The following is a 17159-nucleotide window of genomic DNA, read 5'->3' as shown; positions in this document are numbered from 1 at the left end:
GGATTACTACAATGGAACAATTCTGATATTATCAATACACATATGAACTGTACAATCTGTACCATCAACACCTCCATGATATACGAAGAACGTAAGACCTCCTAACATTTCTATTGTTAAAGTTGCCTCTGACGCTTTACCATCCTTATCGTAAATAAATTCACTCAATGGAACTGTAACAGTAGTCCAACCCTCTGTCATATAACTACCTGAACTAACCCAAGGCATCCATAATCCACGAGGAAAATCCTTACTTAGATATGTTTTTGTTGGATCATCATTAGCAACATACTCATTACTTCCCGTTACCGAATATGGCGTAAATATCATTTGTAAAGATGAAGCACTCCATGCTTCCGGAATATTAACTTCAAACTTTATTGCTGCTTCACTTAAATCTCCATCATAGAAAGGAACATCAGCTCTACCATTCGATTGATTCCAAAGGTTGAAAGCAAACTTATCTTCATCCCATAAATCACCAGCCTTCCCAGGCATTTCTCCATAAAAGCGAACATAATTACCGTTAATACCTGCCGGATCTGAATTTGCAATTACTCCTGATCTCCAACCACCTGCTGCATCTAAATTGTCCCAATCTAAAATGTAATTACGATCATCTCTAAAATAGAAAGAAGAACGAGTAGAGCCATAAATACTTTTAACAGTAACTGGTCCTACACCCGTACCTTCGGGTACTATAACTGAAACCTCATGATAGTCATCACTTACACCAACAACTTCTCCCTCAATGTTGCCTGGAAAGAAAACCTGCAATGGAACATTAGGATCGTCAATCAAATAATTTCCTTTTATTACAGCTTCATCCCCAGCTGCAACAAACTCACATAACATAGACTGTAGAGCTGGAGCTGGTACAACAACATTAAAATCATATTCTACCGTTTTGCTGCCGGCTTTCATATAAATTTTATCTGTTACATCTTGAGGAATTTGATTTGGAATGGTAACAAATAAGGCTTTTGAAGACATAAAGCTTGTATTCAGATCAGCCTTAACATCATTAAACCACAATTCCTTAACACTAGTAAGATTCTCACCAATCAAAACAATGGTTTGATCCAGCGATGCGCTCACAATAAGAGAGTCGGCCTTATCGGGATCAGAAACTCTTATATACTCTACAGTAGGAACACCTCCTGTAGTTTCATATTCATTAGGATATTCTTCACACGATTGAAACATTATGCCAGCAGAAAATATGGACATAATAAAAAGTGAAGCGAATATGCTATTTATATTATACTTTCTCATTTGTTTAATTTTTATAGAAATCTGTTCTATTAATCCTCAAACTATAGTTGTACAGGACCATTGAACACTCTTAAGAAATTAATAACCAATTGAACTAAAATCAAAATCTACCGGCTCATCCATTAATCCCGGATTCAGTGATAAATCAACTTCAGGGAATGGTAAGGTGAAATCATCATCTGACAAACCAGATACTTTATGCGTAAAGATTTCAAGATTAGATGCATCATCTTTTTCATAAAAATCATTTAATCCTTGCCAGTAACCTCTTTCCTGAGCAGTAATCATCGCTTTTGCTTCTTCTGGTTTATAATAATGTAAACGTACAATATCATACCATCTATCACCTTCTAAGGCCAATTCTAAACGACGTTCTTTGTCAATATCTTCAAATGTAATGCTTGATGCAGGCTCATAATAACTATGTAAAGCTCTTTCGCGAACTGCATTATAAGCAGCTAATGCTCCGGCATCTGAAGTTGAGTTACCATTACCCAATACAGCCTCGGCATAGATTAAATACACATCAGCCAAACGAAGAATATGTGTACTTAACGGAGTACTCATTCTGTCAAGAGTTGCCCCAGGAACCTGAGCTTCAGCATCAGCTAAACGTCCCACAATATGTTTTGCACAGTTTGAACCGGATCCGCTACCGAAAGTAATGGCACCACCATAGGTTCCATCTGTGGCATTATCCCAGTTATAATCAAATCCACCAGATTCAACCCAGAAGTAATCATAATGGTCACCTACCATCATCATAGTAGCTTTACGTCGGGTATCTCTGTTATTACGAACTAAAGAACCTGCATTTTCATCAAAGGCTGTTTGTAAATCAATACTTGGATATACCCAGTTTCCCCATGATTGAACTGCATCAGAAAAATTACCCATTGATAAATCTGACTGTAAAGAGTTTTGACTGGTCCACTGCGAACCTACAGTCCAGTGCCATGCGATTAAACTCTCGTCAGAGAAATTATTTTTCAACTGAAAGATATCCTCATAATTCGGCATTAATTCGCGACCACTTTCATCAATTACTAATTTTGCATATTTGGCAGCCTGAGCTAAATCTTCCTCATTACGAGTTCCATTCATTCCATAACCAGATTTAGTAAGGTAAACTTTAGCCAATAAACCACAAGCACTATACTTATCAATTCTGCCCGTTTGGTTTTCTTCAGGTAATAATTCAAAGGCATCCTCAAGTAAATAAACAATGTACTGATATACATCTTCAACTTTATTTCTCTTAAGTGTGGTTGATGAATTATTGGCAATAATTTCTCCGTTATTGTAGATGATAGGAACAGCACCAAAACAACGTACCAAATAAAAGTAAGCCATCGACTTCCAAACCAAAGCCTCGCCTTTCACTGTATTTTTAGCATATTGAGTAACTGCAGAACCTGATTTCATATCCACATTTTCAATAACACCATTACAGTATGCATTTACCGACCATAGAGAGGCCGATGCGTTTGCTATATCTGTATCTGAATTATTTAATGTAAAATTGGTATAACTATCATCAATTCCAAAGATCATATTACCCGATAATGTTTCTCCAATTTTCATAAATCCTCTTTGAAAATCGTACCAGGGAGAATTGTAGATGGTATTTACAGCCTGATAAAGCTGATCATCATCTTCGTAAAAACTATCTATTGTATAGGAATCTTCTGTAGGTCGATCTAAAAAGTCCTTACAGGACACTGTTAGCCCCATAAGCAAAATGACTATTATAAATCTGTTTATATTATATTTCTTCATCATGATTACGTATTAAAATGAAACATTTAAACCAAAAGTAAATACCTGAGGTGATGGATAACGTCCATTATCCAAACCAAAAACATTTGCACTTTGTGTACTTGCACCAACCTCCGGATCAAATCCTGTATAGTCTGTAAATGTTGCTAAGTTTTCAACACTTGCATACATTCTTAAATTGCTTAAATGAATTTTTTGAATTAATTGTTTTGGGAATGTATAACCCAGCGTTATATTTTTAATACGAATAAACGAACCATCTTCAATATATCTGTCTGAGATTCTGTCATTGTCATTAGGGTCAGTAGTTACTGCTCTTGGAATTTTAGTATTTGAATTAGTTACTTTCACGTTATTCACATCTTCCCACCAATTTCCGTTTGGATATTCTATTGTTCCATCAATGGCTCCTAAACGAGCTCTTTGTTTTACAATATCCAATTGGTTTGTCCAGGTGCTTCTCATATTCGACAAGCTGATTGCTGTATAGTTCATCACATCATTTCCGTAAGAGCCATTAATGAAAATACTCAGGTCGAAATTTTTGTATGAAAAAGTATTGTTTAAACCGAATGTAAAATCAGGCATTGGCGAACCAATTTTAGTACGGTCGTAAGAATCAATAATACCATCGGGAGTTCCGTTTGGTCCACTGATATCTTTAAATTTTAAATCCCCAACATAAGTGGTACTACCATAAACAAAAGACTCTCCATCTGAAGGATAGGCAGTAGGTTTTGCACTGGTTTGAAGATCTTCTAAATCCTGATAAATACCGTCTGTTTTATATCCATAGAAATTAAATAAAGGATCGCCCACTTCTGTTAAAGAAACCACATCACTCCATTGTCCATAACCTTCAATATGAGCAGAAGGCGTTCCATCAAGAGAAACCAACTTGTTTTTATTAAATGAAATCTGGAATTGAGTATCCCAATTAAATGCGCCTTTTGCATTATGAGTGGTTAAAGTAATCTCCATCCCTCTGTTGTTGATTTCGCCATAATTACCCCAGGGAGCAGCCAATGCACTGGAAGCATTTCCTCTGGTTCCCATATAAGATGGTAATTGTAAATCCATTAACATATCGCTGGATGTTTTATCATATAATTCCACAACAACATCTGCAATATCCAGAATTGATAAATCCAAACCTACGTTATATTGTTCCTGCTTTTCCCATTGAATATAAGGGTTAGCAATATTTGACTGGCGATAACCGGCACCTAAACCTGTTTCCATTTTTGAGATACTGGCACCCCATAAATAACCTCCAATATTTTGGTTACCTACTTGTCCCCATCCTAAACGAAGTTTTGCATTAGGAATAACTGTTTGTGCCCATGCCATAAATGGCTCATTACTTAATCTCCATGAAGCAGCAAATGAATTAAATCCTGCCCATCTGTTTTCCGGACCGAAATTAGAAGAACCATCTCGACGATAAGTATAAGTAAGCATATATCTGTTATCGTAATTGTAGGTTAAACGACCAAAGAAAGATAGGTTAGACATACTTCCAAACCCATAAGAAATCTGAGGAGTTCCATCACCCAATGCCGGGTTTTGAATAGAGTTACTTGGTAAGTTGGTGTTATAAACACTCTGATATTCCCACGAAGACTCAAACATATCCTGACCAATCATGGCAGTTCCACTGTGTTTTCCAAAAGATTTTGAATAGGTTAAGTAGTTTTTAACCTGCCAGAAAGTATTCTTATTGTTTTGAGATTTCATTGAGTTAATTGATCTCTCCCAATTTCCATATGTAATTTTTGGTCGGAATACTTCAGCAGTTGAGTAATCTAAATTTAATGTTCCTTCAGTATGGAAAACCAAACCTTCAAGAAGAGTTGCATCAAAGAATACGGTGCTACCAAAAGCCGTTTTATTTAAGAAGTTATCATCATCAAGGGCCATTCCAATAGCATTCGGTTGAGATGTTTGTCCTTCTCTGAAAATAGTAGCATAATTTCCATCCATATCATAAATCGGACGATCAGGAGTGGTTTGTAATGCAATACGAATAATACCCGCTTCTGAATCTGCTAAACCAAGACGTTCATCTGTTTGCGAGTAGTTTACGTTCACTCCCATTTTTAACCATTTCTTAAGCTCTGCATCCAGGTTTGTTCTGAATGAAAAACGCTCAAACTCGGTTCCAATAATAGTACCTTCCTGATTCAAATATCCGCCAGAAACATAATACTTCAGTTTCTCGCTACCTCCTGAAGTGCTAATCTGATGTTGCTGAACAGGTGCAAACTGAAAAATCGCATCCTGCCAATCGGTTCCATGACCTAATAAGGAAGGATCCATATATTCTGCACGTTCATCTCTACCGTTTGTTTCAGCAGCTACAGAATTACTAAATTCAGCAAATTCTTTCAGGTTCATAATATCAATACGAGTAGCCTGACGCTGAACTCCGTATGAACCATCGTATTCAAATTTTGCATCACCTTTTTTACCTCTTTTAGTAGTAATAATAATTACACCATTTGCTCCCATAGAACCATAGATCGCAGTTGCCGAGGCATCCTTAAGAATTTCCATGGAAACAATATCACTTGGATTAATCTTTGATAACGGTGAAACTCCAGTTGTTGGTGAGTTACCCAAGGCATCACCTAAACCTAAAGAATGACCACTTGAAGTATTATTGGTCATAGGCACACCATCAATTACGTATAGTGGTTCTGCATCGGCATTCACCGTACTTTGACCGCGAACACGTATACTAACAGCACCACCTGGCTGACCTGAAGTAGATACAGCAGTAACACCGGCAGCCCTACCTTTTAAAGCCTGATCAACATTGGCAATACCGGCACCTTTTAGATTGTCAGCACTCAGCGAAACCGAAGCGCCCGACAAATCACTTTTTTTCATGGTTCCGTAACCTACTGCAACCACCTCATCAAGACTTACCATATCAGGTTCAAGCTGTACATCAACTACAGTTCTTCCTGAAACCGAAACTTTTTGAGTTGAAAACCCAATAAAAGTAAATACCAATACATCACCATCTGAATTGTACTTTAATGAGTATTTACCATCAATATCTGTAATTGTTCCATTTTGGGTACCTTCTACCAATACTGTAACTCCCGGTAACGGTGCGCCATTTTCATCAACTACTTTTCCAGTGACTATTTTTTCCTGTGCAAAGATTTGCAGACTAAAAGCCAGAAAAAACAACACCCAAAAGTACCGTAGATCTTTTTTCATAAGCGTAGATTTATTAACTTTTTTAACAATTGAGATTTGCTTTTAACTTTCATTAATTTTTTACACTGCTAAATTATATCCATTTGCCATTAGTTAATAATATTATTTTATCTAATAAAGATACTATATTTCAATCTTCGATATTTTTATATCACTTCTGTTATTTCATAATTTACGTACGAACAAAAACACCCATTAACAGCTAGTACAAGCGCCAACCAATGACAAAACCAAATAAAATCACGCCTTACCTACTGCTTTTTCTACCATATAATATTTAATATTTCACTCACTAGATGTATTTTTACAACTTACATATGATACTTTTCAATCATTTATTTGCAATATTATATCAATCTCCTCCTTCATCTCAAATAAAAACTCACTCAAAACGCAATACCAAACAACCACTTTATAATCTATTATACAACCTCTTACACATCCATAAATAAAATATATAGTAAATACAACAACAATAAAACATGACACATCAGGATACCCACCCCATATGTATTATATAATCAAATCTATATCTTTACTTCTTTAGAATCACCAACCAAACACAATAGATAAGTATAAGTACCAGACGTAATTATACGAGATAAAACCTAATGAGAAACCACTGAATTAAAGTATTATGAAAGAGATAGCACATAGGGAAATTACACCATTAAAAGATACTGATTGCTTTTTAGTATTTGATCGTATCAAATCTGATTTTAATTTTCCTATTCATTTTCATACTGAATATGAATTAAACCTGATTATAAATGCTCAAGGTGCTAAACGTATTGTTGGCGACCACATCCACGAAATTACAAATTTGGAATTGGTGATGATTGGCCCTAACCTATACCATGGATGGCAGGATTTTAACAATAATAAAAATGCCCAGATTCATGAAATTACCATACAGTTTCCAAGAGACCTTTTCAATAAGAGCATACTGAATAAAAATATCATGAAGCCCATTAAGGAGATGCTGGAACATTCCAATCGTGGTATTTCTTTTTCTCAAACCACCATTGAACAGGTACAGGATAAATTAATGTCGTTAACTCAGAAAAGAGGTTTTGATTCTTTTATTGAATTGCAAACTCTACTGTACGATTTAGCTATATCAAGAGATCAAAAACTACTAACCAATATATCGTTTCAGAGATCTGAAGATTTTCAGAACAGCGAAAAAATTGAAAAACTATACAATTATATCCTCGACAACTTTAAAAACAAGATTAAGCTTGACGATGTGGCACACTTACTCAACATGTCGACCGTTTCATTTACACGATTTATTAAACAACGAACCGGTAAATCATTTGTTGATTTTGTCAATGAAATCAGACTGGGCTATGCCACTCGCCTATTAATAGAAACCAATAAGAGTGTTAGTGAAATATGCTACGAATGTGGTTTTAACAACATCTCCAATTTTAACAGGATATTTAAAAAGAAACAGGACTGCACTCCCTCTGAATTCAGGAACAACTTTAATGGATTAAAGAATGTGTACTGATTAAAGGGAACAAGGAGAATGGAGGAAGGAACAGGGAACAGGGAGAAAGAAGAAGGGAGAAAGAAGAAGGAATCAATAATTCAAATTAAATAATAATCAGAAACAATTAAAATGAAAAAGAATCTACTATTAATCACGCTATTGTTACTAGGCTTCATTACTAAGGCTCAAAAGTTTGATGACCTTGCTCAAACTCCGCCCATGGGCTGGAATAGCTGGAACAAATTTGCATGTAATGTAAGCGACGAAATGCTAAGAGATATTGCTGATGCTATGGTAAGCTCAGGAATGAAAGATGCCGGATATGAATATATTGTGGTTGACGATTGCTGGCATGGAGAACGCGATAGCCTTGGATTTATACACGAAAATAAAGAACACTTTCCTTCAGGAATAAAAGCAACAATTGATTACATCCACTCCAAAGGATTAAAATTTGGTATTTACTCTTGTGCCGGAGCTGAAACCTGTGCAGGAAAACCTGGCAGCAGAGGTCACGAGTTTCAGGATGCTTTAACTTATGCACAATGGGGTGTGGACTACTTAAAGTACGACTGGTGTAACACTGAAAACATAAATGCGATTGGGGCTTACACCACTATGCGAGATGCTCTATACGCAGCAAAACGCCCTGTGGTTTTTAGCTTATGCGAATGGGGAGACAACAAACCTTGGGAATGGGGTGCTGAAGTGGGCCACCTTTGGAGAACTACAGGAGATATTTACGATTGCTTCGACTGCGAGGAAGATCATGGCACATGGTCAAGCTGGGGAGTGATGAAAATATTGGACATGCAGGATGGACTAAGAGAATTTGCCGGTCCGGGACATTGGAACGATCCTGATATGATGGAAGTTGGTAATGGTGGCATGACAACCAATGAGGACAGGGCTCACTTTTCAATGTGGTGCATGCTTGCATCTCCACTAATTGCAGGAAACGACTTAACCAACATGAGCGAAGAAACACTGACAATTTTAACTAACAAGGAAGCTATTGCTGTAAACCAGGATTCTTTAGGTATTCAGGGATTTAAGTTTGCCGATAAAGACAGCTTGGAAACCTGGTTTAAACCATTAAGCGAAGGCAACTGGGCGGTATGTTTCTTAAACCGTTCTGCGGAAGCTAAAGATATTGAGTTCGACTGGAAAACTAAAGTGTATGATGAGTTTGCAAAGCGTGATTTAGATGCAGCAGAAACTTCATACGAGATTCTTGACATTTGGACGAATCAAAAAATGGGTAAAACAAAAAAGGTGCTTAAAACCGAAGTTCCTTCACATGATGTGGTTATGCTAAAATTATCCAAAAAATAAAGACTCTTTTTCATTTATCATTGGATAATAATTGAATTACAATTTAGTTCATATAAACCACTGAGAGCTTATAGCTTTTCACAGATCGCATAGATTTTACAAAACACTTTGCGCTCTGTCATGATGCATTTCATCATTGTACTCAGTGGTATTTCAATTAATATCATATCACATTTTAAGTATGATATATAAATACTTTATAACTACAAACTCTACAAAAATGTCAAAACAGAAAATAACAATCAAAGCATCTGTAACCTTTATTGTGTTTCTTATTATTGGATTAGTTTTTAGTTGCACTCCCCAAAAGGAATATACAAAAATCTATTCTGCAAACGATCCTAATATTCAATATGTGGGTCGCATTGACAACCGCAATCCTGAACTTCCCAGGTTTTGGGCACCTGGAGTTTATATGCAATTTACTTACGAAGGTGATTCATGTATCGTAACTATCAACGATGAGTTGCCTTGGGAAAATTCGCACAATTACATTTCAATAAATATTGATAATAAGATAATCGACCGGGTTAAACTGACAGAAAAAGTCAATAAAATTAATATTGGAGAAAAAGTTCTACCTGGAAAACACAAGGTAACTGTTTGTAAAACTACAGAATCGGGCATTGGATATGTTGAGATTGTGAATATCCAAAGTAATAAATTACTTGAACCAGAGTGTTTACCCGACAGAAAGATAGAGTTTTATGGTAATTCCATTACCTGTGGTTGCGGAGCCGACACTTCTGCCCTACCTTGTGATTCGGGCGAATGGCACGAAAAACACAATGCCTATATGGCTTACGGTCCTGTTACAGCCAGAGCGCTAAATGCACAATGGGTATTAACTTCTGTTTCCGGAATTGGAATGGTACATAGCTGTTGCGATTTAGAGATTTTAATGCCTCAGGTTTACAATAAGGTTAATCTTAGATCTAATGAAATAGAATGGGATTTTTCAAAATATCAACCTGATGTAGTAACTATTTGCCTGGGCCAAAATGATGGTGTACAGGACTCCACTTTATTTTGCTCTGAATATGTAAATTTTATTCATAATCTAAGAAACCACTATCCTGATTCAAAAATAATCTGCCTGAATAGTCCTATGGGAGACGAAACTTTAAATCCGGTTCTTAAAAATTACATTTTATCAATTGTAAATTATCTGAACACAAATGGAGATAAAAATGTATTTTCGTTTTTCTTTTCCAGAAGCTATGTAGGAGGTTGCGATTACCACCCAACAGTAGAAGAACATCAGTTGATTTCTGAAGAACTAACTCCATTTATTAAGGATTTAATGGAATGGGAATGAAATAAAAATAGGGAAAAAGGTAGAAGGGAACAAGGAGAAAGTAGAATGGAAGACCTGACAGCGTTTATAACCAAGATGTAAATCAACCTGTCAGCGTCTGGTTAATAAAAAAATATTCACCACCAAGACATGAAGGCGCTAAGATTTATTAATATTTTTTTGTGTCTTTGGTGAGAAACCTTTGTTTTCTTTGCGGTTAAAAAAGATCATCCAAGTTTTCTATCAATTATTCAAATTGCAAAGATGGAATTGATGGAGATCAAAACTAAGGTAAAAGGAAGAAGGAGAAAGGAAGACCTGACAGCGTTTATTACCAAGCTGCACATTAAACCTGTCAGCGTCTGGTTAATAAAGAAAATATTCACCACAAAACGCTTAGGCTGTTAGCTTTTCCAATAAATCCTTTGTGATTCTTGGGGGCTCTGTGTCTTTGAGGTTAAAAATAAGCGAGCTGTATATCAGTTTTTCCTTTTTGTGTCTTTTGTGAAAAACCATTGTGTTCTTTGCGATTAAAAAAATAAAATCTACATCATGAAAAAAAATATTTTAGCTGGATTTATGGCTGCATTAATAGTCAGCTGTAGCCCGGCAGATCATACTAAAGTTATAGATAGTACAGAAAAGAAGGTGGAAGAACTTTTATCGAAGATGACGCTGGATGAAAAGATTGGTCAGTTGAACCAATATACCAGCAGTTGGGAAATGACAGGCCCGGTGCCTGAAGGGAAAGATCAACAGGATCAGTTAGAGATGATAAAATCGGGATTGGTTGGTTCTATGTTAAATGTTACCGGTGCTGAAGCAACTCGAAAAGCACAGACTTTAGCAGTTGAAAACAGCAGATTAGGCATACCCATGATATTTGGTTACGATGTGGTTCATGGTTACAAAACCATGTTACCTATACCATTGGCTGCTGCCTCAAGCTGGAACCCGGAAGTTGCCAGACAAAGTTGCGAAGTGGCAGCCAGAGAAGCTGCAGCTTCGGGTATTCACTGGACTTTTGCGCCTATGATTGATATTGCCCGCGATGCCCGTTGGGGACGGGTAATGGAAGGTGCCGGAGAAGATCCATATTTGGGTTCGATAATGGCTGCTGCCCAGGTAAAAGGATTTCAGGGAGATAGCTTAAATAGCATTAACACTGTTGCTGCCTGTGCCAAACATTTTGCGGCTTATGGATTTGCTGAGGCCGGACGTGATTACAATACCGTTGAAATTACAGAGCATACACTTCGCAATACGGTATTGCCTCCTTTTAAAGCTGCAGTAGATGCGGGTGTGAGTACCATTATGAACTCATTCAATATCATCGGGGGCATTCCTTCAACATCAAACCATCATCTTTTAAGAGATATTTTAAAAGGCGAATGGCAGTTTGACGGGTTCGTTATTTCGGACTGGAATTCTATTGGCGAAATTAGAAATCATGGTGTTGCTTCAACTAAAAAGGAAGCAGCATATCTGGCTATAAATGCAGGCACCGATATGGATATGGAAGGTGATTGCTATGTATTCAACCTTAAACAGTTGGTTGAAGAAGGAAAAGTTTCTGAAGCTACCATCGATGATGCAGTTCGTCGTGTATTAAAAATTAAATATGAGTTGGGATTATTTGATGATCCTTATAAATATTGCAACGAAGAGAATGAAAAAGTACAGCTTTCGCAGGAACATCTGGATATTGCCAGAGATTTGGCGCGTAAAAGTGTGGTACTTTTAAAAAACAACAATCAAATTCTTCCTTTACAAAAGGATCAACAAAAAATTGGTGTAATTGGTGCACTGGCTAACGATAAAGATTCTCCTTTAGGAAGCTGGAGAGCACAGGCTGTTACCGGATCTGCAGTTTCATTGCTTGAGGGTATTAATAATGTGGTTAAAAATAAAGGGATGGTAAAATACGCTCAAGGACCTGAATTTGTAACCAATACTCCAAAGTTTACTGAAGAATTGCAATTTAATGAAAGTGATTTAAGCGGAATTAAAGAGGCCGTAAAACTGGCTAAAAAAGTTGATGTTGTTGTGATGGCTTTAGGTGAAAACTGCTTTCAGGCCGGAGAAGGAAGAAGTCAGACAAATATTGAGATAAAGGGTGTTCAGCAACAATTGTTTGATGCTATTTATGCAGTTAATAAAAATATTGTTGTGGTATTAATGAATGGACGACCTGTTGTTTTGAATAATATCGCCCAACAAGCTCAGGCCATTGTAGAAACATGGCATCTGGGTTCTGAAGCAGGAAATGCCATTGCTGATGTTTTATTTGGTGATTATAATCCATCAGGAAAATTACCGGTTTCATTCCCAAGATCTGTTGGACAATGCCCAATCTATTACAATCAGTTTAGTACCGGAAGATCAGCAAATACCGATAATAATGTATTCTGGTCGCATTATACAGACGAAGCCAAAACTCCGCTATATCCATTCGGATATGGTTTGAGCTACACATCTTTTGAATACTCAAATATTGAGCTAAGTAGCAATGAATTATTCTCTGAGGGAAGCATTGAAGTTTCAGCTACAATTAGTAATACAGGTAAGTTTGCAGGTAAAGAAACCGTGCAACTTTATGTTCAGGACTTATTTGGAAGCATTGCCCGCCCCATAAAAGAGTTAAAGGGATTTCAACAAATTGAGTTAACTCCGGGTGAAAGTAAAAAAGTAACCTTTAAAATATCAAAGCAAGATTTAACTTACTATACAGCACAGGGTAAATGGGATGTAGAACCAGGAGATTTTAAAGTATGGATTGGAACCAATTCACAGGAAGGATTAGAAGGTAATTTCACCTTAAATTAATTCGATACTGAAACACAAATAAATTATTGGGAAAGCTTCTTGCTCATATGCAAGGAGCTTTTCTTTTTCTGCGAAATATCTTGTCATATAACCAAGCCTTTATCTCATTATACAATGAGAGTTATCCTGTAAATTTTAAATACCTCCCTGTTGGTATTAAGGTCTATCCTGTTACAATTGAATACAATCCTGTTAGTAAATAATACTCTCCTGTTAGCATGTAATATCTTCCTGTAGGTTTAGAATCTAAAAAAAATAGGTATTCAATTACTCCTGTTAATTCAAAATGCCATCCTGTAGGTATTAAACCCGTCCTGTAGTTTTAAGATCCCTCCTGTAGTTTTAAGATCCCTCCTGTTGCAGGTTACAGAAGGTTTAATCCCCAATTAATGCTATTTTATTAATTATTTTACTCCCATATTGTTTACTTTTAGCTTGTTTTAATGCATAACTATTATAACTAAACGATCAACTAACAATTACCTCTATTAAATAATAACCCTAAAAATCACTCAATATAACCGATGAAGAAACGTATATTTAAACTTGTTGAAAAAGGTTCACATGGCTCAGTATTAAATGTAACTTTTGATTATGCAATAATGATTTTAATTGTATTAAATACTATTGCAATGATGCTGGAAACTTTTCCCAATATCAAAAGTTCTCTTTCTTCTTTTCTAGAAATATTTGAAATCACATCTGTTGCTATTTTTACTTTTGAATACGTATTAAGACTATATATATCTGATATAACACACCCATCAACCAGCAGAATTAAATCAATTTTTAAATTCACATTTTCACTATATGGAATAATTGATTTATTAGCTATACTTCCTTTCTTCTTGCCTTTTATAATAAAAATTGATTTACGATTTCTTCGAATGTTACGCCTCATGCGCTTTTTACGACTTCTTAAAATACATCGATATAACAATTCATTATCTCTTATTTGGAATGTTGTAAAAAGTAAAAAAGCTGAATTGATGATTACTGGGTTTGTTTCCATTCTAGTCATCTTCATTTCCTCATTTTTAATGTACGAAATAGAAGGGAAAGCCCAGCCCGAAAAATTTCCCAACATATTAGAAAGCTTATGGTGGGCCATTGCTACTCTAACAACCGTAGGTTATGGAGATGTTTATCCTATTACTGGCATTGGTAAATTTATTAGTGGTATAATTGCTATATTAGGCATTGGATTAATTGCCCTACCTACAGGAATTATTAGTGCGGGTTTTATGGATAAAATAGAAAAGAAAAGCAAGCAAGTAAAATGTCCTCATTGCGGTAAAAATATTTAATCTCTAATAAACTCAGTCTTCCTCTTATGATTACTTCTGGAATAATTCTCTTATTTATCATTATCATATTATTCTATACGGATAGATATTACCTATTATTTAGGTTAAAGAAAATAGGTAAACTTATTGCTCAAGAAAAAGATCTAACATCGGATAATCTCAACAATCTAATTTATAATAACACAAAAGATTATTCAAAAATAAGGCTCTACCAATATCATATTAGTAAGAACACCTTAATACAATTGAATAATAATTCTGAAGAACTAAATACCCACACATTAAATTTTCTGAATTACCCTATATTTTCAAAGTACATTCAAAACAAAACCCCTAATATAAAATGCTTTTACAGTATGAATATCGCATACATTTTCATACCAAATCTAAAAACAAACCACAAACAATTCATTGTCCTTTCACGTTCAATAGATACTATTGAATCCATCTTTAAGAAATAGTTAAAATCACACTTCAATCACTACATTTTATAATAACATTTGTCTACTTTTGATTACTTATAAATTAAATTGTATTACCAATTACGACTTTATTACAAATGAAGTTAACAGAAGACAGATACCAGGGAATTACAATAGATCCCGACTCTTTACCAGAATCAACTGATGAATTCCAAAAGGAGATTGCTACGCTAATTCCGAATTTAAACGGATCAAAATTACTTTGGGTAAAAATCCCTATCGAAAAATCTGATTTCATTCCTGTTTTAACAAAACTCGATTTTCAATTTCATCATTGTAAAGAAGATTATCTGATGTTGGTTAAAAAGTTGGTTGAAAACCCAATAGTTCCCACTGCTAAAAACTATACCGTTGGTGTTGGAGCAATTATTCGCGATGGAAACAACTTACTAGTTGTAAAAGATAAATTTAACACCGGCTACAAACTTCCCGGAGGACATGTTGATAATAACGAGGCTCTAAAAGAAGCACTCAAAAGAGAAGTGTTTGAAGAAACCGGTATTCATGCTGAATTTGAATCCATTCTAAACCTTGGCCATTTTACAAAAGGTCAGTTTGAAGAGTCTATAATTTATATCGTTTGTACGGCAAAAGCGTTAACAAAAGAGATTTCTATTTACGACGATTCTGAAATTATTGAGGCCAGATGGATTGATGTGGAGGAATTTTTAAGACTAGAGGACACAAACACCTACAATAAAAATGTAGTTTTGGCCTCTGTTAATAATAAAGATTTAAAGTTAACAGAACAACCTATAAAACTCACTGTATCAGGAGCCGAAGTATTTTATTAATTACAAATGGTTAAAGGTAACAGGATTAATGGTTAAAGGGAGGATCACTTACTTAAGAACATCCTTTCGACTTTTGACCTGGAACTTTTGACTTAATACTATATATCAAATGAAACAAATACCACCTGCAAAAAACATAAATGAAGCCCTTGAAATTCTGGATAATGGAGGAAGATTTTACAACTTTAAAGCCAAAGCAAATGATGGTAGAATTGACCAGTCGGAATTAGGTAAAGTAGCCGGAATATTCAGTGATCATCAGGAGATGATTCTTTTTCTTGAGATGTTAATGATCGATTTAACAACAGAGGAGAAAAATAAAATTGTTGGTATGCTCGACCAAAGAATGCAGGAAAAGTATGATTACCTAAAACCACAATATCTGAACTTAGCAGAAGTAAATAAAGATGCACAGTTTTCTAATTCGATTATCACTAAAGGAATCCCTAAACTTATTGAATCTAAATCAGAATTCACAGGTTTTATAATGATTCCAATTGTGGCAGGGAATGTAACATCATTTAGTATGATTCCTTTAATTGAAGAATACGAAGTATACGAGATTAAAGATTCTGTTACCAGCAAAACACTGTTAATTGCTCATACAAAATCCTTTGACAACCTGCCTACTGATACAGAAATTACGGTAGCAGGAGTTCTAAAAGAGTTAATACCTAATAAAAATGATAAAACTAACTCAGGTAAATTTCTTGAGATAGTTTACTATGTGTAAAGATATTGTCATCTGATTATACAATTGTTTTATAATGCAATCCACTTAAATTATTATTGATTAAATGAAGTTCATTCGTTTGTTGTTTAATACCATTGTGAGAATACTTAATTTTCTATTTCCTTTTAAATGGAAGATTCAATCCTTTCATCTGGTGAAAAATATTGGTGGACTAAAACAAAGTGGAATACAGATTAACATACTACTTAAAAGCAAAAAAGTTGGATGGGCTTATTTAACAGGAGGCAGATATTATTCGGCAGAGCATTCTCCTTACGGAATCATTTATTCTTTAGCGGTTGGATCCATTTATAGGAAACTTGGAATTGGGAAACTGTTAATTGATCAATGCATCCAACTCTGTAAGGAGAAAAAAATAAAAGAACTCATTGTAATTGTGAACAAATCAAACCATGGTGCAATTCAGTTTTATAATAAGCTTGGGTTTATTAATGCCGAAAAAGGACGGTATAAAGAACAATACGAACAAGAGTTATCTTATTTTGAAGAAATTTCCCGCTTTCCTATAGGTAGTTATATGGCGATGATAATATCTACTTAATTGGGTTGGATGTTTTTTTTAACCGCAAAGAACACAAAGG

General features: G+C 35.2%; 11 protein-coding genes. 8 read left to right on the top strand and 3 right to left on the bottom strand.

Annotated features, from left to right (window positions below; genetic code table 11):
- Positions 1-6: 6 nt before the first annotated feature.
- The 3 genes from OM075_RS05255 to OM075_RS05245 form a co-directional block, all read right to left on the bottom strand.
- Complete coding sequence (locus OM075_RS05255) at positions 7-1275, bottom strand: glycan-binding surface protein (protein WP_301189432.1); 1269 nt, start codon at positions 1273-1275, stop codon at positions 7-9.
- 78 nt (positions 1276-1353) lie between these two features.
- Positions 1354-3057, bottom strand: coding sequence for a RagB/SusD family nutrient uptake outer membrane protein (locus OM075_RS05250; protein WP_301189431.1), 1704 nt, complete (start codon positions 3055-3057; stop codon positions 1354-1356).
- A gap of 9 nt (positions 3058-3066) precedes the next feature.
- Positions 3067-6285 (bottom strand): SusC/RagA family TonB-linked outer membrane protein, encoded by a 3219-nt coding sequence (locus OM075_RS05245; protein ID WP_301189430.1) that lies wholly within the window; start codon positions 6283-6285, stop codon positions 3067-3069.
- Positions 6286-6922: 637 nt separating this feature from the next.
- On the opposite strand from OM075_RS05245, the gene OM075_RS05240 reads away from it, so the two are divergent.
- The 8 genes from OM075_RS05240 (at position 6923) to OM075_RS05205 (ending at position 17119) form a co-directional block, all read left to right on the top strand.
- Positions 6923-7801, top strand: a complete 879-nt coding sequence (locus tag OM075_RS05240) for an AraC family transcriptional regulator (protein ID WP_301189429.1) — start codon at positions 6923-6925, stop codon at positions 7799-7801.
- A gap of 111 nt (positions 7802-7912) precedes the next feature.
- Positions 7913-9118 (top strand): glycoside hydrolase family 27 protein, encoded by a 1206-nt coding sequence (locus OM075_RS05235; protein ID WP_363321533.1) that lies wholly within the window; start codon positions 7913-7915, stop codon positions 9116-9118.
- A gap of 220 nt (positions 9119-9338) precedes the next feature.
- Complete coding sequence (locus OM075_RS05230) at positions 9339-10436, top strand: SGNH/GDSL hydrolase family protein (RefSeq protein WP_301189428.1); 1098 nt, start codon at positions 9339-9341, stop codon at positions 10434-10436.
- A 531-nt stretch (positions 10437-10967) separates the two neighbouring features.
- Entirely contained in the window at positions 10968-13241 is a 2274-nt protein-coding gene (gene bglX, locus OM075_RS05225; RefSeq protein WP_301189427.1) for a beta-glucosidase BglX, read from the top strand.
- Between the two features lie 524 nt (positions 13242-13765).
- The gene (locus tag OM075_RS05220) at positions 13766-14548 is read left to right on the top strand and encodes an ion transporter (protein ID WP_301189426.1); all 783 of its coding nucleotides are present in this window, start codon (positions 13766-13768) and stop codon (positions 14546-14548) included.
- A 559-nt stretch (positions 14549-15107) separates the two neighbouring features.
- Positions 15108-15824 (top strand): NUDIX hydrolase, encoded by a 717-nt coding sequence (locus OM075_RS05215; protein ID WP_301189425.1) that lies wholly within the window; start codon positions 15108-15110, stop codon positions 15822-15824.
- A gap of 109 nt (positions 15825-15933) precedes the next feature.
- Positions 15934-16557, top strand: coding sequence for a hypothetical protein (locus OM075_RS05210; protein ID WP_301189424.1), 624 nt, complete (start codon positions 15934-15936; stop codon positions 16555-16557).
- Between the two features lie 64 nt (positions 16558-16621).
- Positions 16622-17119: a GNAT family N-acetyltransferase gene (locus OM075_RS05205; RefSeq protein WP_301189423.1), complete on the top strand. Its 498-nt coding sequence runs from the start codon at positions 16622-16624 to the stop codon at positions 17117-17119.
- Positions 17120-17159 lie beyond the last annotated feature (40 nt).

Source organism: Plebeiibacterium sediminum (genome assembly GCF_026013605.1).
GTDB lineage: Bacteria > Bacteroidota > Bacteroidia > Bacteroidales > Marinilabiliaceae > Saccharicrinis > Saccharicrinis sediminus.
The sequence above is the reverse complement of the archived record's forward strand: the minus strand, read 5'-3'. Positions and strand labels throughout refer to the sequence as shown.